The organism is Streptomyces monashensis, assembly GCF_001866665.1.
Taxonomy (GTDB): domain Bacteria; phylum Actinomycetota; class Actinomycetes; order Streptomycetales; family Streptomycetaceae; genus Streptomyces; species Streptomyces monashensis.
The window spans coordinates 167,899-192,607 of sequence record NZ_MLYO01000025.1; the positions used below are offsets into that span (position 1 = coordinate 167,899).

At 72.6% G+C, this 24,709-nt stretch carries 21 protein-coding genes and 1 pseudogene; 10 read left to right on the forward strand and 12 right to left on the reverse strand.

The window, feature by feature from the left end:
• Nucleotides 1-218: 218 nt before the first annotated feature.
• On the reverse strand, nucleotides 219-2,072 hold the full coding sequence (locus tag BIV23_RS15885; protein ID WP_071381482.1) for a glycoside hydrolase family 15 protein: 1,854 nt from the start codon (nucleotides 2,070-2,072) through the stop codon (nucleotides 219-221).
• Nucleotides 2,073-2,225: 153 nt separating this feature from the next.
• On the opposite strand from BIV23_RS15885, the gene BIV23_RS15890 reads away from it, so the two are divergent.
• A complete protein-coding gene (locus tag BIV23_RS15890; RefSeq protein ID WP_071381483.1) occupies nucleotides 2,226-2,429 on the forward strand; it encodes a hypothetical protein in 204 nt (67 codons plus the stop codon).
• A gap of 84 nt (nucleotides 2,430-2,513) precedes the next feature.
• On the opposite strand, the gene nicT is transcribed toward BIV23_RS15890, so the two are convergent.
• From nicT to efeU, 3 genes are all read right to left on the reverse strand, one after another.
• On the reverse strand, nucleotides 2,514-3,665 hold the full coding sequence (gene nicT / locus BIV23_RS15895; protein WP_177239910.1) for a Nickel transporter NicT: 1,152 nt from the start codon (nucleotides 3,663-3,665) through the stop codon (nucleotides 2,514-2,516).
• 185 nt (nucleotides 3,666-3,850) lie between these two features.
• Nucleotides 3,851-5,122: an iron uptake transporter deferrochelatase/peroxidase subunit gene (efeB, locus tag BIV23_RS15900; RefSeq protein ID WP_071381531.1), complete on the reverse strand. Its 1,272-nt coding sequence runs from the start codon at nucleotides 5,120-5,122 to the stop codon at nucleotides 3,851-3,853.
• Between the two features lie 59 nt (nucleotides 5,123-5,181).
• Nucleotides 5,182-7,209, reverse strand: a complete 2,028-nt coding sequence (gene efeU / locus BIV23_RS15905; protein WP_071381484.1) for an iron uptake transporter permease EfeU — start codon at nucleotides 7,207-7,209, stop codon at nucleotides 5,182-5,184.
• Between the two features lie 238 nt (nucleotides 7,210-7,447).
• Here efeU and BIV23_RS15910 point away from each other — a divergent pair, with 238 nt between their 5' ends.
• From BIV23_RS15910 to BIV23_RS15935, 6 genes and pseudogenes are all read left to right on the forward strand, one after another.
• Entirely contained in the window at nucleotides 7,448-8,113 is a 666-nt protein-coding gene (locus BIV23_RS15910) for a DedA family protein (RefSeq protein ID WP_071381485.1), read from the forward strand.
• Nucleotides 8,110-8,712, forward strand: coding sequence for a phosphatase PAP2 family protein (locus BIV23_RS15915; protein WP_071381486.1), 603 nt, complete (start codon nucleotides 8,110-8,112; stop codon nucleotides 8,710-8,712). The genes BIV23_RS15910 and BIV23_RS15915 overlap by 4 nt, the downstream gene beginning before the upstream one ends.
• The gene (locus BIV23_RS15920) at nucleotides 8,709-9,464 is read left to right on the forward strand and encodes a phosphatase PAP2 family protein (RefSeq protein WP_071381487.1); all 756 of its coding nucleotides are present in this window, start codon (nucleotides 8,709-8,711) and stop codon (nucleotides 9,462-9,464) included. The genes BIV23_RS15915 and BIV23_RS15920 overlap by 4 nt, the downstream gene beginning before the upstream one ends.
• A complete protein-coding gene (locus BIV23_RS15925; protein WP_071381488.1) occupies nucleotides 9,418-10,083 on the forward strand; it encodes a response regulator transcription factor in 666 nt (221 codons plus the stop codon). The genes BIV23_RS15920 and BIV23_RS15925 overlap by 47 nt, the downstream gene beginning before the upstream one ends.
• Nucleotides 10,080-11,486: pseudogene (locus tag BIV23_RS15930) on the forward strand (sensor histidine kinase); the annotation flags it as partial. The gene BIV23_RS15925 and the pseudogene BIV23_RS15930, both read left to right, overlap by 4 nt.
• A 650-nt stretch (nucleotides 11,487-12,136) precedes the next feature.
• Complete coding sequence (locus BIV23_RS15935) at nucleotides 12,137-12,322, forward strand: hypothetical protein (protein ID WP_071381489.1); 186 nt, start codon at nucleotides 12,137-12,139, stop codon at nucleotides 12,320-12,322.
• 910 nt (nucleotides 12,323-13,232) lie between these two features.
• On the opposite strand, the gene BIV23_RS49615 is transcribed toward BIV23_RS15935, so the two are convergent.
• The 5 genes from BIV23_RS49615 to BIV23_RS15960 all read right to left on the reverse strand — a co-directional run bounded on the left by BIV23_RS49615 (nucleotide 13,233) and on the right by BIV23_RS15960 (nucleotide 17,465).
• Nucleotides 13,233-13,655: a hypothetical protein gene (locus tag BIV23_RS49615; protein WP_143079087.1), complete on the reverse strand. Its 423-nt coding sequence runs from the start codon at nucleotides 13,653-13,655 to the stop codon at nucleotides 13,233-13,235.
• 487 nt (nucleotides 13,656-14,142) lie between these two features.
• Complete coding sequence (locus tag BIV23_RS51870; protein ID WP_425443494.1) at nucleotides 14,143-14,586, reverse strand: DUF6114 domain-containing protein; 444 nt, start codon at nucleotides 14,584-14,586, stop codon at nucleotides 14,143-14,145.
• Between the two features lie 37 nt (nucleotides 14,587-14,623).
• Nucleotides 14,624-15,235 (reverse strand): DUF6230 family protein, encoded by a 612-nt coding sequence (locus BIV23_RS15950; RefSeq protein ID WP_071381492.1) that lies wholly within the window; start codon nucleotides 15,233-15,235, stop codon nucleotides 14,624-14,626.
• A gap of 289 nt (nucleotides 15,236-15,524) precedes the next feature.
• The gene (gene prcB, locus BIV23_RS15955; RefSeq protein ID WP_071381493.1) at nucleotides 15,525-16,379 is read right to left on the reverse strand and encodes a proteasome subunit beta; all 855 of its coding nucleotides are present in this window, start codon (nucleotides 16,377-16,379) and stop codon (nucleotides 15,525-15,527) included.
• Between the two features lie 75 nt (nucleotides 16,380-16,454).
• Complete coding sequence (locus BIV23_RS15960; RefSeq protein ID WP_071381494.1) at nucleotides 16,455-17,465, reverse strand: lysylphosphatidylglycerol synthase domain-containing protein; 1,011 nt, start codon at nucleotides 17,463-17,465, stop codon at nucleotides 16,455-16,457.
• Nucleotides 17,466-17,680: 215 nt separating this feature from the next.
• Here BIV23_RS15960 and BIV23_RS15965 point away from each other — a divergent pair, with 215 nt between their 5' ends.
• Both BIV23_RS15965 and BIV23_RS15970 read left to right on the forward strand, forming a co-directional pair.
• Nucleotides 17,681-18,064, forward strand: coding sequence for a BlaI/MecI/CopY family transcriptional regulator (locus BIV23_RS15965; RefSeq protein ID WP_071381495.1), 384 nt, complete (start codon nucleotides 17,681-17,683; stop codon nucleotides 18,062-18,064).
• On the forward strand, nucleotides 18,061-18,954 hold the full coding sequence (locus tag BIV23_RS15970; RefSeq protein WP_071381496.1) for a M48 family metalloprotease: 894 nt from the start codon (nucleotides 18,061-18,063) through the stop codon (nucleotides 18,952-18,954). Before BIV23_RS15965 ends, BIV23_RS15970 begins: the two co-directional genes overlap by 4 nt.
• Nucleotides 18,955-18,976: 22 nt before the next feature.
• Here the strand turns inward: BIV23_RS15970 and BIV23_RS15975 are convergent, their stop codons facing one another.
• Nucleotides 18,977-21,331 carry a glycoside hydrolase family 65 protein gene (locus tag BIV23_RS15975; RefSeq protein WP_071381497.1) on the reverse strand — a complete coding sequence of 785 codons (2,355 nt, stop codon included), beginning with the start codon at nucleotides 21,329-21,331 and terminating at the stop codon, nucleotides 18,977-18,979.
• Nucleotides 21,328-22,068 carry a beta-phosphoglucomutase family hydrolase gene (locus BIV23_RS15980; RefSeq protein ID WP_071381498.1) on the reverse strand — a complete coding sequence of 247 codons (741 nt, stop codon included), beginning with the start codon at nucleotides 22,066-22,068 and terminating at the stop codon, nucleotides 21,328-21,330. Before BIV23_RS15980 ends, BIV23_RS15975 begins: the two co-directional genes overlap by 4 nt.
• 107 nt (nucleotides 22,069-22,175) lie before the next feature.
• Here BIV23_RS15980 and BIV23_RS15985 point away from each other — a divergent pair, with 107 nt between their 5' ends.
• Nucleotides 22,176-22,838 (forward strand): nucleoside/nucleotide kinase family protein, encoded by a 663-nt coding sequence (locus BIV23_RS15985; protein ID WP_071381499.1) that lies wholly within the window; start codon nucleotides 22,176-22,178, stop codon nucleotides 22,836-22,838.
• A gap of 3 nt (nucleotides 22,839-22,841) precedes the next feature.
• Here BIV23_RS15985 and BIV23_RS15990 read toward each other — a convergent pair whose 3' ends face one another.
• Nucleotides 22,842-24,671 (reverse strand): hypothetical protein, encoded by a 1,830-nt coding sequence (locus tag BIV23_RS15990; protein WP_071381500.1) that lies wholly within the window; start codon nucleotides 24,669-24,671, stop codon nucleotides 22,842-22,844.
• Nucleotides 24,672-24,709: the final 38 nt, after the last annotated feature.

Genomic DNA, 24,709 nt, shown 5'->3' on the forward strand with positions numbered 1-24,709 from the left:
CGGCCGCTCGGACACCGTGGTCGTGGCCTACGACCTCGACGGGCCGGCCGCGCACGACGGCGGCGGGACGCCGATGTCCCCGACGGCGAGGCGGAGTTCACCGCGCTCCCCGCGGCCGTGCGGGAGAGCCGGCTGCGCGGCGACCGGCCCGGGTGGCCTGCGCGGGGCCGGTCACCGGCTCCGGGTTCGACCGAGCGCGGGCGGCCGGCGCGGGCCGGTCAGCCGAGGGCGCGGTCGAGGTTGAAGGCGGCGCTGATCAGGGCGAGGTGGGTGAACGCCTGTGGGAAGTTGCCCTGTTGCTCGCCGGTGCGGCCGATCTCCTCGGCGTACAGGCCGAGATGGTTGGCGTAGGTGAGCATCTTCTCGAACGCCAGCCGGGCCTCGTCGAGCCGGCCGGCCCGGACCAGGGCCTCGACGTACCAGAACGAGCAGATGGAGAACGTGCCCTCGTCGCCGCGCAGCCCGTCGGGGCTGGACTGCGGGTCGTAGCGGTAGACGAGGGAGTCGGAGACCAGGTCGTCGCCGAGGGCGTCCAGGGTGGACAGCCACTTGGGGTCGGTGGGGGCGACGAACTTGGCGAGCGGCATCATCAGCAGCGAGGCGTCGAGCACATCGCCGCCCTCGTACTGCACGAAGGCGCCGCGCCGCTGCGACCAGCCGCACTCCATGATCCGCCGGTAGACGGCGTCGCGGGCCTGCCCCCAGCGGACCAGGTCGGCGGGCAGGCCGCGGCGGCGGGCGAGGCGCATGGCCCGCTCGATGGCGACCCAGCACATCAGCCTCGAGTACGTGAAGTTCTTGCGGCCGCCACGCGTCTCCCACACGCCCTCGTCGGGCTGGTCCCAGTGCGCGCAGACCCAGTCGACCAGGTGGCACACGTCGTCCCACTGGGAGCTGGAGATCGGCTGGGCCCACTTGTCGTAGAGGTAGATCGAGTCGATCAGGGCGCCGTATATGTCCAGCTGGAGCTGGTCGGCGGCGGCGTTGCCGATCCGGACCGGCGCGGAGCCGAGGTGTCCCTCCAGGTGGGGCAGCTCGCGTTCGGGCAGCTCGGTGCGGCCGTCGATGCCGTACATGATCTGGAGCGGTGCGGAGTCGTCGCCGCTGTCGCCGGGGCTGACGTGGGTGGTGAGGAAGCGCATGAACGCCTCGGCCTCGCCGCTGAAGCCGAGCCTGAGCAGCGCGTAGACGGCGAAGGCGGCGTCGCGCACCCACACGTACCGGTAGTCCCAGTTGCGCTCGCCGCCGAGCTGTTCGGGCAGGCTGGTGGTGGGCGCGGCGACGATGGCGCCGGTGGGGGCGTAGGTGAGCAGCTTCAGGGTCAGGGCGGAGCGGTGCACCATCTCGCGCCAGCGGCCCCGGTAGCGGGACTGGTGCAGCCAGCGCCGCCAGTAGGCGACCGTGGCGTTGAACTCGTGCTCGGCCTCGGCGCGGGCGCAGCCGCGGGGGGTCACGGTGCCGCCGAACTGGTCGAGGGCGAACACGGCACTCTCGCCCTCGGCGAGCTTGAAGTCGGCGCGGGCGTCGCGGCCGTCGCACTCCAGGGTGACGGTGGAGGTCAGGGCCAGGGCCTGCACGGCGGACTCGAAGACCACGGTGCCGCCGTCGACGCTGCTCAGGGTGTGCGGGGCGGCGCCGTAGTCGAAGCGCGGCGCGATCTGTGCCCGGAAGGGGACGGTGCCGCGGACGCAGACCACGCGCCGGATCAGCCGGTGCCGGCCCGCCTCGCCGGGGCAGGCCGTGCCGTCGCAGGTGACCGGCATGAAGTCCTGCACCTCGCCGACGCCGTCCTCAGTGAAGAACCGGGTGATCAGGACGTTGGTGTCGGGGAAGTAGAACTGCTTGGTGCGCGCGGGCACGGCGGCGGCCAGTTCGAAGGAGCCGCCGCGCTCGGCGTCGAGGACGGCCGCGAAGACGCTGGGGGCGTCGAAGGACGGGGAGCAGTACCAGTCGATCGTGCCGTTGGTGCCGACCAGGGCCACACTGCGCAGGTCCCCGATGAGCCCGTGCTCGGCGATGGGCAGATAGCGGGGCCCGGGGCGGGCGTCCTCGGTGAACGGGGTCTGGGCCATCGGTGGCCTCCCGGCGTACGGTGCGAGATGTCTTCCAGCTTAGGAGCGTGTGCGCTCCGGTGGCGTGGGAAGGCGCCGCGGGCAATGGTGAGAGTGTGCCCCGTTCGGCGGCACCGGCACGGATGCGGTCATCCGGACCGAGGAGGAGGCATCATGTCGACCAGCACACCCGACGAGTCCCGGTCGTCCGGCGACCACTGCACCCCGGACGCCCTGCTGCACACCGCTCCCTCCCGGGATGTCACCCCGGAGGACTTCGTGATGGCGGCGGGCAGGGACGTCACTCCGAAGAACCTCGACTGGGCCCGTCGCAAGATGGCGACGGACCCGACGGCCGTCGAGAGGCTGCTGCCGTAAGGCGTCCGGGGAGCCGGAAACAGGGGCGCGGGGCCGTGTGCGGCACACGGCCCCGCGCCCCTGGCTCGCGCCGGTCCCGGCGGGTCAGTCCGCCGACTGTTCGGCCAGGCCCGCCGTCCACTTCTCCTCGATGCGGCCCGCCTTCCAGATCAGCAGGGCGACGGCCCAGGTGGCGAAGAACAGGCCGACGATGACGAAGCCGACGGTGTTGAGGTCGAGGCCGGAGATCCAGTCCCAGAAGGCGCCGTGCAGGTCCATCTTGTCGGCGAGGAGGCCGAGGAGTTCGACGGTGCCGATGATCAGGGCGACGGCGACGGACAGGCCGGTGATGGTGAGGTTGTAGTAGACCTTGCGGACCGGCTTGGAGAAGGCCCACTCGTAGGCGAAGTTCATGAACGAGCCGTCGATGGTGTCCAGCAACGACATGCCCGCGGCGAACAGGACCGGCAGGGTGAGGATGGCGTACCAGGGCAGGCCGGAGGCGGCACCGGAGCCGGCGAGGACCAGCAGGGCGATCTCGGTGGCGGTGTCGAAGCCGAGGCCGAAGAGCAGGCCCAGCGGGTACATCTGCCACGGCTTGCGGATGGTGCCGGTGACGCGGCCGAGCAGGCGGTTCATGAAGCCGCGGTTGTTGAGCTGGGTCTCCAGGGCGGCCTCGTCGTAGTGGCCCGAGCGCATCCTGCGGAACACCTTCCAGATGCCGGCCAGGATGACGAGGTTGATGCCGGCGATGAGGTAGAGGAAGGTGCCGGAGACCGTCGTGCCGATCAGGCCGGTGACCTCGTGCAGGTGTGAGTTGTCGTCGCGGACCGGGCCGGCCAGGGTCTTCAGGCCGAGCGAGAGCAGCAGGGAGAGGCCGAAGACGATGCTGGAGTGGCCGAGGGAGAACCAGAAGCCGACGGAGAGCGGGCGCTGTCCCTCGCCCATGAGCTTGCGGGTGGTGTTGTCGATCGCCGCGATGTGGTCGGCGTCGAAGGCGTGCCGCATGCCGAGCGTGTAGGCGGTGATGCCGATGCCGATGCCGAAGGACTCCTTGCCCACGCTGAAGTGCTGCGGCGCGATGATCCCGACGAGCGTGCCCCAGCCGATGACGTGCAGCGCGAGCACGAAGCCGGTCATCCCGCCGACCCTGATCCATTCCTGCCGCGTCATGGAGCCGCGGACGCGGTGCCAGAGCGACGGCCTGCCGTCGGCCTGGGCGGGGAGGGACGGAGCTGAACCAGGGGCGGCCGTCATCGGGAGGGTGTGTCCTTCGGTCGTACGGGTACGGCTGCACCGCGCAGCCTTGTGCCATCCTCTCCTACTTGCAACTCATGTGCAGTAAAGGGGGCGGCAGGCCTTTCCCATGGAAAAGGAAAAGAAACGGGAAAGACCTGCCTCTGAGCTGCAGAAACGGTTGACCGGAGGGAGCGCGCGGAGGCTCAGGCGGAGAACATGCCCCGGCCGAGCCAGTCCTTCGCGTCCCGCACGCCGGGCAGGGCGAAGAAGTAGCCGCCGCCGGTCGGGGAGATGTAGTCGACGAGGGGCTCGTCGATCAGCCGGGTCTGCACGGCCTCGAACTGGCGCTTGACGTCCTGGTTGTAGCAGGCGAAGACCAGGCCCATGTCGAGGTTGCCGACGTTGTCCACGCCCCGGTCGTAGTTGAAGCCGCGGCGCAGGATGCGGGAGCTGTCGCTCTGCGCGGTGCGCGGGTTGGCGAGCCGGATGTGGGCGTCCAGCGGGATCGCGTTGCCCTTCGGGTCCTTGGCGTACTGGGGGATGTCGGTCTCCTGGGCGCCGTCGAGCGGGGCGCCGGTGTCCTTGCGGCGGCCGAACATCTTCTCCTGCTCGCTGAGCGAGACCCGGTCCCAGAACTCGACCAGCATCCGGATGATCCGGATCACCTGGTAGCTGCCGCCGGTGGCCCAGGCGGGCTCGCCCTGGCCGGCGCCGACCCAGATCAGCCGGTCGGTCTCACGGGCGGAGGTGACGTCCGGGTTGGCTATGCCGTCCTTGAAGCCGAGCAGGTTGCGCTGGGCGCCGGTGGGGCGCGGGGCGTTCTGGAAGCCGTCGATGCGCCACTTGATCTGCATGGCGCCACGGGTGTGCCGGGCGATGTCGCGCAGCGCGTGCAGCACGGTGTCGGTGCTCTGGGCGCAGATCTGGAGCGACAGGTCGCCGTGGCACTCGGCCGCGTTCAGGTTGTCGTTGGGGAAGGTCCGCATCGGGGTGAGCCGGGCGGGCCTGGCCTTGGCGAGGCCGTAGCGGTCGTCGAAGAGGGAGGCGCCGACGCCGACGGTGACCGTGAGGGCGTCGGAGGGGACCTCGGGGCCGAGGATGCCGTTGTCCGAGGGCGGCGCGCCGACGCCGAGGTCGGCCGGGGCGCCGCCGGCGGTGAGGAAGCGGGCCCGCTCGGTGATGGTCTTCAGCAGGTCGGTCAGGCCCGCCCGGTCGTCGGCGATGACGTCCAGGGAGACGAAGGTGGCCGCGGCCGGCGCGGGGGTGAGGATGCCGGCCTGGTGGGCGCCGTGGAAGGGGACCTCGGCACCGCCGTCGGGGTGGGAGGTCTGCGCCTCGGCGGTGCCGCCGCTCTCGCCGAGTGCGAAGCCGCCGCCGGCCAGCACCGCTCCGGCGGCACCGGCGCCCAGCGCCGTGCGCACGAAGGAGCGGCGGGCGGGGCCGACGGGGCAGGTCGGCTGGTCGGCGGTGGACATCGGCGGGGTCCCTTCGGGGTGCGGGTGCGCGGACGGCATCGGGCAGGCGTGGTCGGTCATCAGGCGGACTTCCGGATCTCGAGCAGGTCCGGGATGGGGGCGAGGTCCTCCAGCAGCTGGCCGGCGGCGCCGTTCAGCCGCTGCCGGTCGCTCGCGCCGAGCTGGTCGACGGGCGTCCAGTGGCCGCCGTCGTGGGCGGCGTCCAGCAGCTTCTGCACGCGCGCGATGTCCGCGTCGACCGTCGGGAGGACCTTCGGCGCGCGGCTGGTGAGCAGCGGCTTGAGGACGGTGAGCAGCTCGCGGGTGCCGGAGAGGTTGGCGTCGGCGGTGGCGAGGTTGGTACCGCTGCCCTCGTCGGTGTCGCCGGTCAGCTCGAACTGGAGGGTGTTCTCCAGGATCTCGTGGGCGCGCAGGGGCAGGTCACCGGGGTCGAAGTCCTGGCTCGGGAACGCTTTTTGCAGACCCGCGACGTCGGTGGCGAGCTGCTGGGCGGGGCCGGTCAGGTCCTTGGCGGACTGTCCGTGCCACAGGCCGTACTCGATGCGGTGGAAGCCCGCGAAGTCCTTATCGTGCACGCCGTCGGTCAGTCCGTCGGCCCGGCCGTTGATCTTCTTGTCGAAGTCCTCGAAGGTGCCGTAGGCGGCGCCGAGCGAGGAGTAGGTGCGGTGGGCGGTGAGCCAGTCGGTGCGGGCCTTGTCGAGGTGGTCGCCCTTGATGTCGTCGGCGAGCGTCCTCGTCTGGCCGGCCAGGGTGTCCAGGCCCTGGCCGACGTACGCCTTGTACTGCTTCAGCGGCGCGGCGAGGTCCTGCTCGGAGACGGGGACGACCGGCCTGGCCGCGCCGCCGCCGGTGACGGTGACGGACTTGGAGGTGACGGCCTTGCCGCCGGTGGGGACGCAGCGCCAGGCGTAGGTGCCGCCGGCGACGGTGGCGACGAGGTCGCGGGTGGTGCCGGGGGCGAGGCCCTCGATCTCGCCGTAGACCGCGCTGGTCGACGGGTCGATGAGGTACACCTCGGAGGTCTTGCCGCCGGTGTTCTTCATCTGGAAGGTCTGCCGGCCCGGCTTGGGCGCGGTGAAGCCCTTGCCGCACTCGCTCTCGGAGACGGCGACGGTCTGGTCGCCGGCGGGCTTGGGCCGGGAGAGGGCGACGACGGCTCCGGCGATGACGGCGGGTACGGCGACCACGGCGGCCGGCACGACCCAGACCGGGCGGCGCCGCGCGGCCTTCGGCTGCCGCTCGGTCTCGGTGCGCTCCTTGGCCGGCTTCGGCGTCGTGCCCCGTACGCCGCGCACGAACAGGGTCATGACGACGGCCAGGTAGCCGACGTAGGCGACCACCTGCAGCCAGGTCATGGTCGGGGTGAGGTTGAGGACGCCCTGGACGAGGGTGCTGTACCAGGAGCCGGCGTCGACGCTGCTGCCGAGGTCGACCGCGTAGGCGGTCTTGCCGGGCAGCACGCCGCCTTCCTGGAGGTCACGCAGGCCGTAGCCGAGGACACCGGCCGCGATGACGATCAGGACGGCGCCGGTGGCGGTGAAGAACTTCGTCAGGTTGATCTTCAGCACCCGGCGGTACAGACCCCAGCACAGGATCGTCGCGAGGACCAGGCCGATGCCGGCGCCGGCCAGCGGGCCCGCGGACTCACCGGCCGCCTGGGCGGTGGTCCACAAGAAGAGGGCGGTCTCCAGGCCCTCACGGCCGACGGCGAGGAAGGAGGTGAGGATCAGCACACCGGAGCCCATGGCGAGCGCGCCGGTGACCTTCTCCTTCAGCTCGCCGGACAGGCTGCGGGCGGAGCGGCGCATCCAGAACACCATGGCGGTGACGAACGCGACGGCGATCACGCTGAGGGTGCCGCCGAAGGCCTCCTGGGCGGTCTGCGGCATGGAGGCGGCGGTGAAGGTGAGCACCGCGCCGAAGCTCATGGCCACCGCGACGGCGGCGAGGACGCCGGTCCACACCTGGGGGAGCCGCGAGCGCGCCTCGGCCCGGACCAGGGTGGCGACGAGGATGGAGACGATGAGTCCGGCTTCGAGTCCCTCCCTCAATCCGATCAGGAAACTCGGAAACGCGTCGTCCCACATGACCTGCTGCCCTCCCAGACCTACTTAGTGAAGGCATGCCTAACCTTCGCGGACCATCATGACGATGGCCATGTAGTCAGTCGGTCATGAAATGGCAATGGAAAGGTAAAGTCCGGGAACGATCCGCTCTCCTCGTTCGTCTACACTTCCGTCGACCGTCTACAAATATGTAGTCGGATGGAGTCGAGATGTCCTTCGAGACGTACGTCGAAGGAACCCGAAAGAAGGGCGTACGGCGATGGCCACTCCCCCACACCTGGCATCGCAGCTCGCGGTCAACGTGCTCGACGCCCACTCCCTGCTCGCCGCCTTCGGCGTGCTCGGTGTCGGCGTGGTGCTCTTCGCCGAGACCGGCCTGCTGATCGGGTTCTTCCTGCCCGGGGACTCGCTGCTGTTCACCGCGGGCCTGCTGTGCACGGGCTCGGCGAGCAGCGGGCTGCATCTCTCCCTCGGCCCGCTGCTCACCGCCGCGGCCGTCGGCGCGCTGACCGGCTCGCAGTGCGGCTTCCTGATCGGCCGGAAGGCGGGCGGCGCGCTGCTGGCCCGCACCCGGTCGGCCAAGCTGCGCGAGGGCGCGCAGCGCGCCGAGGAACTGCTGGAGCGCTACGGCCACGCGAAGGCGATCGTGCTGGCCCGCTTCGTCCCGGTGGTGCGCACGGTGCTCAACCCCATGGCGGGCGCGCTCGGCGTGCCGGCGCGGACGTTCACCGTCTGGCAGACGGTGGGCGGGCTCGTGTGGAGCCTCGGCCTCACCCTCGCCGGATACGCGCTGGGCTCCTCGATCCCCAATGTGGACAAGTACCTGCTGCCGGTGATCGCGCTGATCGTCGTGGTGTCCCTGCTGCCGCTCGCCGCCGAGCTGCTGCGCGCCCGCCGTGCCGCCAAGGAGGGGGTGCGCGGATGAACCTCGCCCTGACGGGCTCGTCGGTCGACGGGCCGCTCTACCGGGACGTGGTGGACCTCGCCCACCGGACCCCCGGCTGGCTGGACGGCGTGATCGCGGTGTGGTCGGCGTACGGGCTGGCGGTGTTCGCGCTGCTCATGCTCGTCGGCTGGTGGCGGGCCCGCCGCGAGGGCACCACGGCGGCACTGACCGCGCTGGCCGTCCCCGCGGTGGTGGTACTGGCGTACGCGGTGACCAGCGTGGTGAAGCCGCTGGTGGCCGAGGACCGGCCGTGCCGGCATCTGGCCTTCCGCACGCTGGAGGCGTGTCCCACGCGGGGTGACTGGTCGTTCCCGAGCAACCACGCCACGATCGCCTTCGCGGCGGCGGTGGCCCTCTTCTTCGTCTCCCGGCGCCTCGGCGTGGTGGCGGCGGTGTGCGCGGGCGCCATGGGGGCGTCCCGGGTGTGGGTCGGGGTGCACTATCCGCACGACGTCGCCGTGGGTGCGGCGGTCGGCGCGGCGGTGGCGTTCCTCGCCATGACCGCCTTGAAGCGACTGCCGGAGGATCTGCCGAGACGGTTGTCGGGAACGCGGCTGCGGCCCTTGCTGGTGTCATGAACCGCGGCCGGTTCACCGAGTCGGCGGGCACCGTCGCCCTGGCCGCCTGGATGGCGTTCGCGGCGCTGACCGCCGTGCTGGTCAGCGACCAGGCCGGCCCGCTCTCTCCGGACCGGGGCCTGCTGTCCTGGTCCGTCGCGCACCGCCCGCCGGTCGCGGTGGCGCTCGCCCGCGGGCTGACCGCGACGGGCACGGGTGCCGTGCCCTACGTCCTGGCGGCCCTGGCCGGGCTGATCGCGGGCAGCACGGCGCGGCGGCGGCTGACGGCCGCGGTGCTCGCCGTCGCCTGCCTCGGCGCGGGCCAGGCGGTGCGCTACGGCGTCATGAACCTGGTCGCCCGCGCCCGGCCGCCGCGGCACGACTGGCAGACGCAGGCCTCCGGCTGGTCGTTCCCCTCCGGCCACACCACCACCAGCGCGCTGACGGCCGGGCTGCTGATCCTGGCCCTCGCTCTGCGCGCCCCGCGGGGCCGGACCGTGCTGTGCGCGCTGGTCGCGCTCTGGGCGGCAGGGGTCGGACTGACCCGCGTCTACCTCGGCGTGCACTGGTTCACCGACGTCGTCGGCGGCTGGCTGTTCGCGGTCGGCTGGCTCGCCCTGTGCACCGGCGCGGCGGCCCGCCGGCTGCCCGCGCGTCACCTGCCCGGGCCCCCCGAGCCGGGCCCACCCCACCCGAGCGATCCGGCCGACGGGCCGGTGGAGAGTCATGCGCCAAAGGATCCTCATCGTCGAGGACGATCACGCCCTGCGTGACGTACTGCGCCGAGGTCTGCACGACGAGGACTTCGACACGGTCACGGCCGCCGACGGCGCCACCGCCCTGCGGCTGGCGACACCGGACGTGTCCGCCGTCGTGCTGGACGTCGGCCTGCCCGACGCCGACGGCCGCGACGTCTGCCAGGCGATGCGGGCGGGCGGCTTCCTCGCCCCGGTCGTCTTCCTGACCGCGCGGCACGGGCTGACCGACCGCCTCTCCGGCTTCTCGGCCGGCGGCGACGACTACCTGCCCAAGCCCTTCCACCTCGCCGAGCTGACCGCCCGGCTGCGCGCCGCCCTGCGCCGAGCCGCACCGCCGCCCGTGGCCGCCACGGCGGGCGGCCTGGTGCTGGACGCCGTCCGGCACAGCGCCACCGTGGACGGCGACCGCGTCGACCTCACCCCGACCGAGTTCCGGCTGCTGGCGGCGCTCGCGGCGGCGGGCGGGGAACTGGTACGGCGCCGTGAACTGCTGCGCGCGGGCTGGCCGGAGGGAGCCCAGGTCAGCGACAACACGCTGGACCAGTATCTGACCCGGCTGCGCCGCAAGCTGCGTGCGGCGGGCAGCGACCTGACCATCGCCACGGCCCGCGGGATCGGCCACCGCCTGACATGACGACCACCTGGCACGAGGACTCCCCGGCACGAGGACTCCCCGAGACGAGGGCCCCGGCAGCCGCCCGCCCGCTCCTCGCGCGGCACGCCCCGCGCACCCTGCGCGGGCGGCTCTCGCTGGTCGCGCTGACCACGGCCGCGCTGCTGATGGTGATCCTCACCGTGGTGTTCAACACCGTGGTCCGCCATCGCCTGGAACGGGAGGCGGACGACACGCTGCGCACCCGCGCCGCGGCCGTGGCCACGACCCTCGACACCCGGCACGGCCGGGTGCGTGTGCTGGAGACCTCGGGCGACCGCCTGCTGGACACCAACGCGTGGATCTACGCCGGCGGCCGGCCGCTGGAGCGGCCTCCGTCCGGAGCGGGTGAACTGACCGGTGCCGCCGACGTCCTGGCCGCCGGGGGCCGGCGCGCGTGCCGCACGGTGCACGGCCCCGACACGATACGGCTGTGCGCGGAGCCCGTGCCCGGCGGCGCGGGGCGGACCACCGTGGTCACGGCGCTGGACCTCGCGCCGTACCGGAGCTCGGCCCGGACGCTGCTGCTCGGCTCCTTCGCGCTGGACGCGGTCATGCTCGCCTGCACCTACGCGCTGACCCGGCTGGCGGTGGGGCGGGCACTGCGGCCGGTGCGGACCATGACGGACCAGGCGACGCAGTGGAGCGCCGTGGGCTCCGCCGAGCGGTTCACGGGCCGCGGCGGGCCGGCCGAACTGGCCGCGCTGGGCGCCTCGTTGGACTCGCTGCTGGACCGCATCCGGGCGGTGCTGCGGCACGAGCGGCAGCTGACCGGCGAGCTGTCCCACGAACTGCGCACCCCGCTCAGCCGGATCGTCGCCGAACTGGACTGGTGGCACGCCCGCCCGCGCTCCGACGCCGACACGAAGGCCTCGCTCGGCGTCGTCGCCGAGGCCGCGCAGTCGATGCGCACGATCTGCGACACCCTGCTGGCCGAGGCCCGCGAGGGGATGACGACGGCTCCGGGCACGGCCGACGTGCCGACGGCACTGCACCGGCTGGCCGCCCGGACGGACGCCTCCCCGTCCGTACGCGTGACCGTTGCGGAACCGCTCACCACCGGGGTACAGCCGGCGCTCCTCGAACGGATCGTCAGTCCGTTGCTGGCCAACGCGGTGCGGTACGCCCGTACGACGGTCACGCTCGCCGCGTCCCGCTCGGACGACGGCATCCGGATCGAGGTCGCGGACGACGGCACCGGTGTGCCCGCCGCCTTCACCGAGCTGCTCTTCCAGCCCGGCCGACGGGCCGACCCCGCCGACGGACACGGCGGCGCGGGCCTCGGCCTGCCACTCGCCCGGCGTCTGGCCAGGTCAGCGGGGGGCGAGGTGTCCTACGACCCGGGGCACGGACCGGGGGCGCGGTTCGTGGTGATCCTGCCGGCGGCCGACACTCCGACACCACCGACCTCAAGGAGTCGTTCATGCTTCGGGTCATCCCTTGGCAGCGCCTGGCCCTGGTTGCGTTCACCGTGGCCTCAGTCGCCGTTCTTCTCTATGCCCTCGGCGCCCCCGATTTCGGCGGCGGCTGATCACTCCAAGCACACCAGCAGTACCGACCTCAAGGAGTCTTCAATGCTTCAGGTCATCCCTTGGCAGCGCCTGACGCTGATTGCGTTCACCCTGGCCTCAGTCGCCGCGCTCCTCTACACCCTCGGCGCCCCCGACTGGGGCGGTGGCTGACCAGTCAGCCTGGTGCACGCCCAGGCCCCGCCCGCTGCCGAACATCCCACTCCCGACGCTGCCGCTTTGGAGCGTCTGAACAGGTCGAGCCCCACTCCGCAATGGAAGAGGGGTGGGGCCATGACTTTTTCAAAGTGCGGTGAAGTCGCTGCTGATCGATCTCCTGGCCCGTATCCGGTATAGAGCCGATCAATCCCGAAAGGCGGAGGATTCACTCAGCCTCGGGTGGGGAGCGAGTTTGAAAGATAAGTTCGCGCCGGTAGGTCGTCAACTTCCCGGCAAAGCAATAAGTTTTGTGCAGAACCGAGCCCAACTAATACATGGGGGAACTAATGAGGTTCCGCACTTCTGCCATGCTCGGCGCCAGTTTGCTCGTCGCCATTTTGCTTTCTGTCAGCGGCGGGGGCAGCACCGGCGACACCGCCCATGCCGTGCAGGACGGCGCAAAGTACGTCAAGGTCAGCCCGGACGCGTCCGCGACGGAGTACGGCCTTCTGGCCACCCCGGACGCGACGGCCATGGAGTACGGCCTCCTGTAGACCATCACCCCTGCGCGTGAGGCCAGCGGGCTGACTCTGCACCGGGAACGAGGCAGCCCGAACCAACCCGCTGAGCGCCCGTCGAGGTGAATCGGTGCGGGGCCGTTCCAGTGCCGCATCAGACACCTCAGGCAACGTTTTCCTTGTGGTGACGCGCCGTCCGGATGTGATCCGGACGGCGCCCTATGGGTCCGGTGCTGGGGCCGAGGCGGGGCGGGGCGGGCCCCGGCGTGTAGGCCGGGGCCGCGCTGGTGGTCAGAGGGCGCGGAGTGCGGCTTCGTCGTTGGTCGAAGCCTCGGCTGCCGCGTTGCGGAAGGTGTAGAGGAAGCCGTCGGCCGGGGCGTCGAGGTTGAGGCCTCGGTGGAGTTGGTGAGCGAGTACGTATTTGCTGTCGAGGGCCGTGACCTCGCACAGGGGGTGGCGTGCAGGGATGGTGTCGCCCTGTCGTCAGGCGACCCAGGCGACCCAGGCGAGGAGGGTAAGCAGGGGCGGGGGCCAGGTCGGTGTACGGCGGGACGCAGCGACGTGCAAGGTCGGCCCAGAGTTGGCGTTCGTAGGGCAGGTCGTCTTCCGGGCCGTGGGAGTGGGCACGCAGTTGAGCGGTGACGCTCTCGGGGTGGTCGCCGGCGGGCAGGGGTTCGCCTTCGCAGCATCCGGGCCGGTGGCAGGTGTGTTCCCTCCGCTGGCTTCCCACGATGCCGAGGACCTTCCTGACCGGTGCGTCGCCGAAGTCGAGGAAGGCGTCGACCATCCAGTTGGCCAGGCGGCCGAGGAGGTGCGCGGTGTCCTCGGGGGTCTGGCCGGGCCGGGCGGTGCGGTAGAGGCAGATGACGACGTCGAGGATGTCGATTCCGCGGTTGCGGTTGTCGTGGATGAAGTCGGAGGCGTTCGGGAACCAGACTGCCGGCCGCTACGTCATGGTGAGGTGGGGCCTGGGCATCGTCAGAGTTCCGCCGGTCAGGCGGATCCGGTAGAGGGCCGCCCCTTCGATGACGACCGTCCGGCGGCGGGTGTTCCGCGCAGCGGGAACCCGAGGAGAGAGCCACCGCGGAACGGAGCTCGGACTGATCACGACGCGTCCGTGGGGCACGGCCGTCCTGCGGCCCGGTACCAAGGCCGTACCGACCAGCTTTTCCGCGTACAGCGTCGCCGGGCTCCCCGCGGTGGCGACGGTGCCGGCTCCGGCCTTGAGATGCCAGGTGGCGAGCCCCCTTCGGACCGTCAGGTCGAGGTCCGCCGCTTCGAACGAGCGGACGGTGAACTTGAGCAGTCGCTCGGTTCCCGCTGCGGTCCTGACGGTGACCACACCCGCGAACCGTGTGCCGTACAGCACGAGCCGCCGTGATGTGAGGGTCCAGGACTCCCCGGCCGGGGCGGCCGGAGTGGGGACGACGGAGGGCGTGCGGCTGCGGTGGGTACCGCGACCGCGTCGGGCGGAGGCCGGCTGTCCCGGAGAGGCGACCGCCTGGTCCGGCTCGTGCGACGGTCCCGTACGGCACGTCGTCGCGTCCGCGCCGGGGGAATGCGCGGGGTGCGGGCCGGCCGTGGGGCGGCTGCGGGACGTGCAGGGAACGTGGCCGGTGCCTGCTCCGGAGGTGGGGGCCCGACGTGCGCTCGGCACGAAGTGGCCTGTCGTCGCCGGTCCCGTTCCCGGTGGCTCGGTTGCCATCGCCAGGAGAGCGAGAGGCAGCGAGCCCAGCAGCAAGAGGTGCCCGACCGGTCCGGCGATTCCGGGGAACGCGGCGCGCGCTCTCGGGACACGTGCCTCGATCATGCCGCTCCCGGCCTGCATGCCGTCGTGGGGCGGGACGCCGCGGCGGTCACCGGGCATGAGGACCGCCGTCCGCCGGTGGCGCGCAGGTGTCGTCGGGTGCCGTCCAGGCGCAGGCGAGGGAGCCGCCGATCAGGCCGGGGAGCGTACCGAGCAGCAGGCCACCGAAGTTGGCGAGCGGCAGCGCGATCAAGGACATCAGGATCGCGGCGATTCCGGCGAAGAGGCGTGCGTTCTGCTGGAACCACAACAGGGGGCCGAGGACGACGAGAAGGACACCGATGACCAGTGACGCGGCACCGGCCGTGCTGGAGAGTGCCAAGGTGACACCGCCCCAACTCAGGTGCGCGTAGGGGAAATAGATGATCGGCAGACCCGCTGACAGAGTGATCAGGCCTGCCCAGAAGGGCCGTGTATCGCGCCAGATTCGGAATTCGTGTCTCGTGCGGGAGAGGGAATCACGCCACTCGGCCGGCATGGTCGGACTCTTCATGTCAGAGGGCTCACCACTTTTCGGGCACGCCGGCGGGTCAGAAGCATTCGCGCGCGCCCGCTTTGAATGACACCCGCGCTCCGGGCAGGTCGAGAGAGCCCAGGGAAGCCGCGACGGCGTTGACACGGAGGTTGCTCATGGCGATCGCCGTACTCTGCAGCGCGATGCTGTTCGGGTCGAAGAACTTCGAGTCCCGGTCGCCGGGGGACACTTCGCCCGAGGTGAGCGATCCGGCGGCGACACCGATGTCCAGATTCTTCAGGCTCTGCTCGCTGGCGTTGAGCTGGTCGACATCGAAGAACATGTCCCGTGTCGTGGCGGGACGGTCGCGGTCGCCGGTCAGTCGCAGGGTGTAGGAGCCGAGTACGGGGATCGGGAAGAGGACCGACAGACACAGCCCGTCGATCTTCGCGGCCCTCACTCCCGTGACGGTGACCGGCACGAGTTTACCCTTGCGTGTCACGTTCACCATGCCGTAGACACTCAGGCCCTTGCCCGTCAGGGAGTCCGCGGCGATCTTGAATGTGTCACCCGAGATGAAGAACGAGGCCGCGAGAGCGCCTTGCGCCACGCTCACGGTCAGGACGGCAGCGGCGGCAATGCTCGGCGCCAGGATGGCGGCAAAACGCTTCCAGCGCGTTCTTCGCATTTTCCCACTCCATACGGCGATCGTCCTTGAATATCTGCCGAATTCCCCATCCACTCCATTGAACGGCGACGGGTCGAGCATCGGACACTCCGGCATGGTCCGCAAGCCAGGCACCGCCGTTCTCGTGCGAAGCCGCCCGGATGACCTATCGCGCCGCCATGCGCACGCGGCACGGACGACACCCGGAATTTCAGCACCAGAACGGCCGACAATACGATGAGGATTTATCCGTCACCCGCACTTCGGCACGGTCTGTGGAAATCCTGGTCTCGAATGTTCTGGAATGCGATCAGGGCGCGGCGTGCGGGCCGTCCGGGCGGTCCTCGCGGCGCAGGATCATCTCCCGGCTCAGCTCCTCGGTCTCCTCCTCCGACAGCCGTGCGAAGCCGTCCGCGGTGATCACCGACACGACCGGGAAGATACGGCGGTTCAGGTCGGGGCCGCCGGTGGCCGAGTCGTCGTCCGCCGCGTCGTACAGCGCCTGGAGCGCGGCGAGTACGGCCTCGCGGCGGGTCAGCCCCGGCCGGTACAGCTTCTTCAGGGCGCCCCGGGCGTACGGCGAGCCGGAGCCCTCGGCGTAGAAGTCGTGCTTCTCGTAGAGGCCGCCGGCCGGGTCGAAGGCGAAGATGCGGCCGCGGCCGCCGTCGGGTGCGGTGAGGTCGTACCCGGCGAGCAGTGGGACGACGGCGAGGCCCTGCATGGCCTGGGCCAGGTTCTGCCGGATCATGGCCGCGAGCCGGGTCGCCTTGCCCGCGAGGGTCATCGCCGTGCCCTCTATCTTCTCGAAGTGCGTCAGCTCGACCTGGTACAGGCGGACCATGTCGACGGCGAGTCCGACGGTGCCGGCGAAGGCGACGGCCGTGTAGTCGTCGGCGGGGTGCACCTTCTCCAGGTCGCGCTGGGCGATGAGGTTGCCCATGGTGGCCCGGCGGTCGCCGGCGATCAGCACGCCGTCGCCGTAGGTCAGGGCGAGCACCGTGGTGCCGTGCGGGAAGCTGTCGGGTGCCGTCCGCACGCCGCCGGGCAGCCGGGGCGTGGTGGGCAGGAGTCCGGGGCGGTGTGCGGCCAGGAACTCGGTGAAGGACGACGACCCCGGTGTGAAGAACGCCTCGCTCGGCAGCCCCGCTGTCTCGGTCCCGGTCATGGCTCTCCCCCTCCAGTACGGGCATACGACACCCGACTCCTACCTGAAGTGGCCGCGCGGGAAACTCCCCGCCCTTCACAGGGCCTTGCGGCGCACCATCACCCCGAGCACCAGCAGGCCCGGGACGAGGGGCAGCCACACGGTCAGCAGCCGGTAGCCGAGGACGGCGGAGGCGGCGGCCGCGCCGGGGGCGCCGGCGACGGTGAGGGCGAGGGCGAGCGCCGCGTCGAGGGAGCCGAGTCCGCCGGGCGTGGGCAGCAGCGCGGCGGCGCTGCTCGCGGCGAGGTACAGCAGGGCCACCTGGAGCGGGGGCAGCGGCAGTCCGACGGCCTGCCCGACGGCGACGAGGACCAGGGAGTGCAGAGCGGCGAAGGCGAGCGAGCCGCCCCACAGGGCCGCCGCGCGGGCGGGGCAGGCGTGCAGGGCGCGGATGTCGGCGAGGACGGTGGCCAGGGCCCGGCGGCAGCGCGGCCACCAGGGGGTCACGAGCAGGACCGTCAGGAGGAGTGCGGCGCCCAGGGCGCAGGCGAGGACGGTCGCGGACAGGGACAGGCGCGGCAGCCGCAGCAGGCCCGGGCAGGCCGGGACGAGCAGCGCGATCAGTGCGAGGCGGACGACGGCACCGGTGGCGGCCTTGACGGCGAGGGCGCCGGCGCTGCGGGCGGCGGGCAGTCCGCAGCGCATCAGGAACCGTACGTTGACCGCGCCCGCGCCGAGGCCCGCGGGCAGCAGGTGGTTGGCTGCGGAGGCGGCGAACTGGGCGGCGACCAGCCGGGCTCGGGGCAGCCGCCGTACGACCGCGCCCTGCTGGGCGAGCGCCGAGGCCGCCCAGGTGCCGAGGGCCGCGATCGCGCCGAGGAGCATCCACCCCTGGTCGGCTCCGGCCAGCCGCCCGGCTCCGCTCTCCAGCGCGGGCCAGTGCCGGCGGGCCAGGTACGCCCCGCCGAGCAGGACGGCGAGCAGGACGCCGAGGTGCCAGGGCGCGGGCCGGCGGACGACAGGGGAGGCCGCGGCGAGTTCGGCGGCCGGGGCCGTGGGCGGGGACGTTTCCGTGCCCGCGGTCGTTTCCGTTCCGGAGGGCGTCATCGGCCGCTCCCGGGGTGGGCGTTCCGCGATACCGCGTGTGTGGTGTGCGCGCCGGCGGCCATGATCACCCCTCTTGCCCCGTGGCGGGCTGAGCCCCTACAACCCTACAGCTTGTAGGGCCAAGGGAAAACACCCCCAAACTACCCCGTATCGCGGCCTCTTGTCGGGCGGACGGGGCCATCTGGTCCACGCACTACGCGCTGTAAGGTTGGTGCATGGCTGGCACGGAGTCCCGCGGCAGGGCGGAGCGGCGCAGCGCCGGGGAGCTGGAGAGCGAAGTGCTGGCCGCGCTGTGGGCCACCGAGCGGCCGCTGACTCCGGCGGAGATCCAGGCCGAGGTCGACGGGGCGCTCGCCTACAACACGGTGCACACGATCCTCAAGCGTCTGTACGACAAGGGGCTGGTGCTGCGCGACGCGGCCGGGCGGCGCGGCGCGTACCGGCCGGCGAAGAACGCGGCCCAGCTGACCGCCGAGGCGATGCACGAGGCCCTGGACCGGGGTCCGGACCCGATCGCCGCGCTCCAGCAGTTCGTCACGGGGCTGAGCCCCGAGGAGGAGCGCGCGCTGCGCGAGCTGCTCGCCGGGGGCGGCGCATGATCTTCGACGTGTACGGACCGCTGGTGCTGTCCCTGCTGCTGGCACTGGTCGGACCGGTGATCGCCCGGCGCGTCGCCCCGGCACTGGCCGCGCCGGTCCTGGCGTCGGCCGCCGTGCTGACGGCCACGGCCACCACCTGGTCGCTGGTGCTGCTGGCCGCCGCGCTGCTCGGGGACGCCCCGCCGGTGATCCGTGAGGCGCGCGAGGCGGGTCGTCCGGTGATGGACCCGGTGCCGGAGGTGATCGGACTCGGCGCGAGTGCCGCGCTGCTGGTCGTCGCCGTACGGCTGCACCGCGCCGTGCGCGCCGAGCGGTCCACGCGGCGGGTGCTGCGGCGGCTGTGCGCGGGGCAGCCGGCGGACACCGAGCTGATCGTCGCCGCCTCCGCGGTGCCCCAGGCGTTCGCGATTCCGGGCCGGCCGGGCCGGATCCTGGTGACCTCGGCGATGCTGAGCGCGCTGGCCCCGGCCGAGCGCCGGGTGCTGCTCGCGCACGAACGGGCCCATCTCACGTACCGGCACGGGGCGCTGGTGACGGCCGTGACGCTCGCCGCGGCCGCCAATCCGCTGCTGCGCCCGGTGCGTGCGGCCGTCGCGTTCCTGGTGGAGCGCTGGGCGGACGAGCGGGCCGCGGCCCTGGTCGGGGACCGCCGCGCCACCGCCCGCGCGCTGGCCCGGGCCGCGCTCACGGCGGGCCGGGCCCGGCGCGCCTGCGCCCTCGGCTTCACCGACCGGGCCGTCACCCGCCGTATCGCGGCCCTCCACACCACCCCACCGCCACGCCTGTGGACCGCCGCCGCAGCCGTCCTCGCCCTGGGCACCCTGCCCGCCCTGCTGGCCGCCGACGCGACGGGCGACCTGATGGGGCTGCTGTCCGGCGCACTGAGCTGAGCCGGGCGCGGGCCGCGGGGCCTCAGCCCGCGCCCGGTGCCCGGTGCGGCGGCTGCTCGGGGGCCGGGCGGCGCACCGGCGGCGGTACGGCACGGACGGCCGGGTCGGCGGTGGTCACCGTCAGCGGCTCGCCGTGGTGGCGCAGGGTCAGCGGCGGGCCGGCGAGGAGCGCGTAGGTCGCCTTGTCCGGGCCGATGTCCACGCGCAGCGTGCGGCCGCGGAACCGGACGTGGAAGGCGAGCCGGCTCAGCCGCTCGGGCAGCCGGGGTGCGAAACGCGGGTTCTCGCCGTCGGGGCGCAGGCCGCCGAAGCCCGCCACCAGCGCCATCCAGGTGTCGGCCAGCGAGGCGATGTGCAGTCCGTCGCGGGTGTTGTGCTCCAGGTCCTGAAGATCCATCAGGGCCGCCTCGGCGGTGTACGCGTAGGCGAGGTCGAGATGGCCGGTCTGCGCGGCCATGACGGCCTGGCAGCAGGCGGACAGCGAGGAGTCCCGCACGGTCAGCGGCTCGTAGTAGGCGAAGTTCCGGGCGATCTGCTCCTCGTCGCCCTCGCCGTCGAACCAGTCGCCGCAGGTGTACATGGCCAGCACCAGGTCGGCCTGTTTGACGACCTGCTTGCGGTAGAGGTCGAAGTAGGGGAAGTGGAGGAGCAGGGGGTACTGGTCGGGGCGGGTGCCGGCGAAGTCCCAGCGCTGGTAGCGGGTGAACCCGGTGTGCTGTTCGTGGACGCCGAGTTCGGCGTTGTAGGGGACGTGCATGGCCTCGGCGGCGTCCCGCCAGGCCGCGCTCTCCTCCGCGTCCACGCCGAGCCGGGCGGCCTGGTCCGGGTGGCGTTCGACGGCGTCGGCCGCCGCGAGCAGGTTCCGCCGGGCCATCAGGTTGGTGTAGGTGTTGTCGTCGGCGACCGCGCTGTACTCGTCGGGTCCGGTGACGCCGTCGATGTGGAAGCCGCCGCGGGTGTCGTGGTGGCCCAGTGAGCGCCACAACCGGGCGGTCTCCACGAGCAGTTCCGCACCGGCCTCGCGCTCGAAGCCGTCGTCGCCGGTGGCCTCGACGTACCGGACGACGGCGTCGGCTATCCCGGCGTTGACGTGGAAGGCGGCGGTGCCGGCCGGCCAGTACGCCGAGCCCTCCGGTCCGGCGATGGTCCGCCAGGGGAACGCGGCGCCGGCGAGCCCGAGTTGGGCGGCGCGCTCGCGGGCCTCGTCCAGGGTGTTGTACCGCCAGCGCAGGGCCTCGGCGACGGCGGCGGGCGCGGTGTGGGTGAGCACGGGCAGCACGAACATCTCGGTGTCCCAGAAGGCGTGCCCGTCGTATCCGGAGCCGGTCAGGCCCTTCGCCGGAATGGCGCGCTGCTCGGCGCGGGCGCCGGCCTGCAGGACGTGGAACAGGGCGAAGCGGACGGCCTGTTGGATCTCCTCGTCGCCCTCGACCTCGACGTCGGCGCCGGCCCAGAAGTCGTCCAGGCAGGCCCGCTGGTCCGCGAGCAGCCCCTGCCAGCCGTCCTGCGCGGCGGCGGCGAGGGCGGCGTCGACCTGGTCGGCCATCGCGGGCAGCGACCGGGTGCCGGACCAGCCGTGCGCGACGAGCTTCTCCACCCGCAGCGTCTGCCCGGGCTCCAGTACGGAGGTGACGGTGAGCCGGGCCACGTCAGAGCCGCTCTCGCTGCGGGTCGTCGTGCGCTCCGGGCCGGTGACGACGTGGTCGGCGGCCACGGCGACGCGCAGGCCGCTGCGCTTGGTGCGGTGCACCAGCCGCAGCCGGCGGTCGGCGGCGAAGTGGTCCTCCTGCTCCAGCGGCGACTGCAGCGCCATGGCCGCGCGCGGGTCGCCGTCGGAGGCTGGCAGCGTCTCGCCCGCGACCAGCTCGGACTGTATGACCACGCGGCTGCGGCAGCCGACGGCCTCCACCTCGTAGGCGACGGCGGCCACCGCGCGCTGGGTCAGCGACACCAGCCGGGTGGAGCGCACCCGGACCGTGGAGCCGGCCGGCGAGGTCCACTCGCAGGTCCGCTCCAGCACGCCGCGGCGCAGGTCCAGGACCCGTTCGTGGGCGAAGAGCCGGCCGTAGCGCAGGTCGAACGGCTCGTCGTCCACCAGCAGTCGCAGGATCTTGCCGTTGGTCACGTTGATGACCGTCTGGCCGGACTCCGGGTAGCCGTACCCGGCCTCGGCGTACGGCAGCGGGTGCACCTCGTGCACGCCGTTGAGGTAGCTGCCGGGCAGGCCGTGCGGCTCGCCCTCGTCGAGGTTGCCGCGCCAGCCGACATGGCCGTTGGACAGGGCGAACACGGACTCGCTCTGGGCGAGGACGCCGAGGTCGAGGGCGGTCTCGCGGACGGCCCACGGCTCGACGGCGTACGACCGGCCGGTGATCATTCCTCGCCTCCCAGCTCCGCGAGGTCGGCCACGACGATTGTCGCGCCGTGCGCGTACAGCGCTTCGCGCTGGCCGACGCGGTCCACGCCGACGACGTATCCGAACCCGCCCGCGCGGCCCGCGTCCATGCCGGCCAGGGCGTCCTCGAAGACGGCGGCGCGGGACGGTTCGACGCCGAGGTCGCGGGCGGCGGCGAGGAAGGTGTCGGGGTGCGGTTTGCCGGGCAGGTGCCGCTCGGCGGCGACGATCCCGTCGATCCGCACGTCGAAGAAGTGCTCGGCGCCGACCGCACGGAGTACGTCGCGGCAGTTGGCGCTGGAGGAGACGATCGCCGTGCGCAGCCCCTCGGCGCGCACCGCCTCCAGATAGCGCAGGGTGCCCGCGTAGGCCTCCACGCCGCCGGTGCGGATCTTCTCGCGGAGCAGGTCGTTCTTTCGGTTGCCGAGGCCGTGCACGCTGCGGGTCTCGGGTGGGTCGTCGGGGCTGCCCTCGGGCAGGTGGATGCCGCGTGAGTCGAGGAAGGCGCGCACGCCGTCGGCGCGGGGGCGGCCGTCCACGTACTCGTCGTATTCGGCGTCCGCGTCGAACGGCCGCCCCTGCTCGCCGTCGTAGTCGCGCAGGAACGCGTCGAACGTCTCCTTCCAGGCGGCCGCGTGCACGAGGGCCGTCTTGGTCACGACCCCGTCGAGATCGAACAGACAGGCCTGGATCGCTTCTGGCAGACCGAGCTGAGTCATACCGGCACTCTTCCCCACGATCGGCGTTCGAGAGGTGGCGCACGCCACACCGGAGCGTACTTCTCGGCACAGCCCGCGGCGCACGCGGCGGTGCCACACTGGGCGGTGTGCCGCTGACCTTCGACGACCTTCTCGCTCGCGCCCGTGGCCTCGTCCGGGACGGCCGGCGTGCCGTGCTCGGCATCGCGGGCGGCCCCGGCGCGGGCAAGACGACCCTGGCCGAGCAGGTGGTGCGCGCCCTGAACGGGGACGGGCCGCCCTGGGCGGCGCACGTCCCGATGGACGGTTTCCATCTGGCCGACGCCGAACTGGACCGCCTGGGCCGCCGGGACCGCAAGGGCGCCCCGGACACCTTCGACGCGGCCGGGTACGCGGCGCTGCTGCGCCGGCTGCGCGAGGACACCGAGGAGGTGGTGTACGCGCCCGGGTTCGAGCGGGTCCTGGAGCAGCCGCTGGCGGGCGCGGTCCCGGTGGCGCCGACGGCCCGGCTGGTGGTGACCGAGGGCAACTACCTGCTGCTCGCGGAGGGTTCGTGGGCGCGGGTGCGGCCGTGCCTGGACGAGGTGTGGTTCTGCGAGATCGCCGAGGACGAGCGGATCCGCCGGCTGGTCGCGCGGCACGAGGAGTTCGGCAAGGACCACGACAGCGCCGTGGCCTGGGTGCTGGGCACGGACCAGCGCAACGCCGGCCTGGTGGCGGCGACACGGGGGCGGGCGGACCTGGTGGTGCCGCCCGCCGCGCTCCCGGCCGCCGTGCTCCCCGAGCGCTGAGACTCAGCGGCGCAGGATGAGCGTGGGCTCGCCCCGGTCGTCCCCGGCCGCAGGGCCGAGGACCGCCGTGAACGCCTCGGTGCGCACGGTGAGTTCCTCCCCCGCCGCTTCGAGGACGGGCGCGAACGCTCCGCCGGGCCCGTACCGTACGGCGAACACGTGCAGCCCCCGCGGTGCGCCCGGCGCCGGCTCCGCCTCCAGCGCGGTGGAGGAGACCAGGTGGCGCCAGCCCTCGTCGGGGTCGCCGTAGCCGCGCGGGTCGGCGGCGAGCGCGAACGCGGCCTGCTCCTGGGTGAGTTCGGCCCGGGCGTCGAAATGGTCGGGACCGGACGCTGCCGGGTGGGTGAGCCTCAGCCCGCCCGCCGACACCGCCTCGCCCTCGGCGACGCGGCGCACCCGGTCGCCGTCGTCGGCGGCGTACGGCAGTCCGGACAGCAGGTACGGCGCTCCGTCGAGCCGTCCCAGGGCGACCGTCACCCACAGCCGCGTGCCGTCGGTGACGTACAGCGAGCGGACGTGGCGCAGGACGTGGTCGCGGCCGACGACCGGCTTGGTGACCAGTTTGGCGGCGAGCCCGTCGGCGCGGACGTCGCGGACCCGCACCTCGCCCATCGGGCGGCACAGCAGGAAGCCGTCGGTGACCGGGCCGAAGCCGTGCTGGCGGCGTACGGCGGCGGGCAGGTAGTAGGTGCCGGCGGCCTCGATCAGGGCCGGGGTCAGCCGGCTGTCGAAGGCCACGGAGACGGTGCCGCAGCGCAGTTGGTGGCGGGCGACGGCGGGCGACGGGGTGCGGTGCCAGCGCGTGGGGTCCTGGATCTGCCAGACCAGCATGAAGGCGAAGTGCCCGTCGATCCGGCCGTCACGCTGGACCGCGTGCCGGGCCCAGCGGGTGTCGCCCCGGTAGCGGCCCAGGTCGGTGCCGATGCGTGCGCCGAAGTAGCGCAGGCCGAGGACGGATTCGAAGCCGGAGTGCTGTTCGCTGTAGCGCGGGCCGCCGCAGTCGTAGCCGCCGCTGGTCAGCCGGGCGTCGAGGTAGCGGGCGAGGGTGTCGCCGTCCTCGGCGAACATCTCCGCGCCGCTGACCCGGTGGGCCTGGGCGAGGAAGGACAGGGAGATGGGGCCGTAGTTGTTGTCGTAGGCACCGCCGTGCTCGGGCGGCAGCAGGGCGCCCCGGTCGCGGACCCGGCGGGCGCGGATCTCCTCGGCGTACAGGCTCAGTGCCCGTGCGCGTACCGACTCCCCCTCCTTTGCCGGGAGGTGGCGGGCGAGCATCAGGCCGCCGACCACGCAGCCGATGGCCTGGTTGCCGGCCTCCTGCGGGTTGAAGAAGGTCGCCTCGGTCAGCCAGCACCAGTAGCCGTGCGCCAACTCCCGTAGTTCGGCGCGCGGTTCGTCGTCAAGGAGGCCGTCGGCCGCGTCGAGGACGTTGACCGCCTGGAGCAGCGCCCAGACCGTGCTGGGCCAGTCGCCGATGGGGTGGGCGCCCGCTTCGAGGACGTAACGGGCGTACGGCAGACCCGAGTTGGTCCGGCGCAGGTTGGGGTATCCGGGGTTGTCCCCGGTGTAGACACGCTCGCGGAGGTGGAAGGCGAGGCTGCGGCGGACGGCCTCGGGCAGCCGGGGGTCCTTGCCGCGCTGCCAGGCGAGGGCGAGCAGCGCGGTGATGCCGAGCGACGTGTCGCCGACGTCGTCGAGGGCGTCGGGGTGTTCGAGGTTGCCCTCGGGGGTGAGGCGGGCGAGGGCCTGCTCGACGACGTCGGCGAGGACGGCGTCGTAGGCCTCGGGGGTGTCGGGCAGGTCGTGCAGGGGGCCGCGCTGGCGGGGGAGGTGCAACGGGGATCAGCCCTTCATGCCTGAGGTGGCCATGGCGT

What these genes read in the sequence shown, in the direction of transcription:
- BIV23_RS15980 (WP_071381498.1), bottom strand. Translation starts at nt 22,068, where the DNA reads ATGACTCAGCTCGGTCTGCCAGAAGCGATCCAGGCCTGTCTGTTCGAT.
- BIV23_RS51870 (WP_425443494.1), bottom strand. Translation starts at nt 14,586, where the DNA reads ATGAAGAGTCCGACCATGCCGGCCGAGTGGCGTGATTCCCTCTCCCGC.
- BIV23_RS15950 (WP_071381492.1), bottom strand. Translation starts at nt 15,235, where the DNA reads ATGCGAAGAACGCGCTGGAAGCGTTTTGCCGCCATCCTGGCGCCGAGC.
- BIV23_RS15920 (WP_071381487.1), top strand. Translation starts at nt 8,709, where the DNA reads ATGAACCGCGGCCGGTTCACCGAGTCGGCGGGCACCGTCGCCCTGGCC.
- BIV23_RS15885 (WP_071381482.1), bottom strand. Translation starts at nt 2,072, where the DNA reads ATGGCCCAGACCCCGTTCACCGAGGACGCCCGCCCCGGGCCCCGCTAT.
- BIV23_RS15910 (WP_071381485.1), top strand. Translation starts at nt 7,448, where the DNA reads ATGGCCACTCCCCCACACCTGGCATCGCAGCTCGCGGTCAACGTGCTC.
- nicT (WP_177239910.1), bottom strand. Translation starts at nt 3,665, where the DNA reads ATGACGGCCGCCCCTGGTTCAGCTCCGTCCCTCCCCGCCCAGGCCGAC.
- BIV23_RS15890 (WP_071381483.1), top strand. Translation starts at nt 2,226, where the DNA reads ATGTCGACCAGCACACCCGACGAGTCCCGGTCGTCCGGCGACCACTGC.
- prcB (WP_071381493.1), bottom strand. Translation starts at nt 16,379, where the DNA reads ATGACCGGGACCGAGACAGCGGGGCTGCCGAGCGAGGCGTTCTTCACA.
- efeB (WP_071381531.1), bottom strand. Translation starts at nt 5,122, where the DNA reads ATGTCCACCGCCGACCAGCCGACCTGCCCCGTCGGCCCCGCCCGCCGC.
- BIV23_RS15965 (WP_071381495.1), top strand. Translation starts at nt 17,681, where the DNA reads ATGGCTGGCACGGAGTCCCGCGGCAGGGCGGAGCGGCGCAGCGCCGGG.
- BIV23_RS15960 (WP_071381494.1), bottom strand. Translation starts at nt 17,465, where the DNA reads ATGACGCCCTCCGGAACGGAAACGACCGCGGGCACGGAAACGTCCCCG.
- BIV23_RS15975 (WP_071381497.1), bottom strand. Translation starts at nt 21,331, where the DNA reads ATGATCACCGGCCGGTCGTACGCCGTCGAGCCGTGGGCCGTCCGCGAG.
- BIV23_RS15935 (WP_071381489.1), top strand. Translation starts at nt 12,137, where the DNA reads ATGCTCGGCGCCAGTTTGCTCGTCGCCATTTTGCTTTCTGTCAGCGGC.
- BIV23_RS15925 (WP_071381488.1), top strand. Translation starts at nt 9,418, where the DNA reads ATGCGCCAAAGGATCCTCATCGTCGAGGACGATCACGCCCTGCGTGAC.
- efeU (WP_071381484.1), bottom strand. Translation starts at nt 7,209, where the DNA reads ATGTGGGACGACGCGTTTCCGAGTTTCCTGATCGGATTGAGGGAGGGA.
- BIV23_RS15915 (WP_071381486.1), top strand. Translation starts at nt 8,110, where the DNA reads ATGAACCTCGCCCTGACGGGCTCGTCGGTCGACGGGCCGCTCTACCGG.
- BIV23_RS15970 (WP_071381496.1), top strand. Translation starts at nt 18,061, where the DNA reads ATGATCTTCGACGTGTACGGACCGCTGGTGCTGTCCCTGCTGCTGGCA.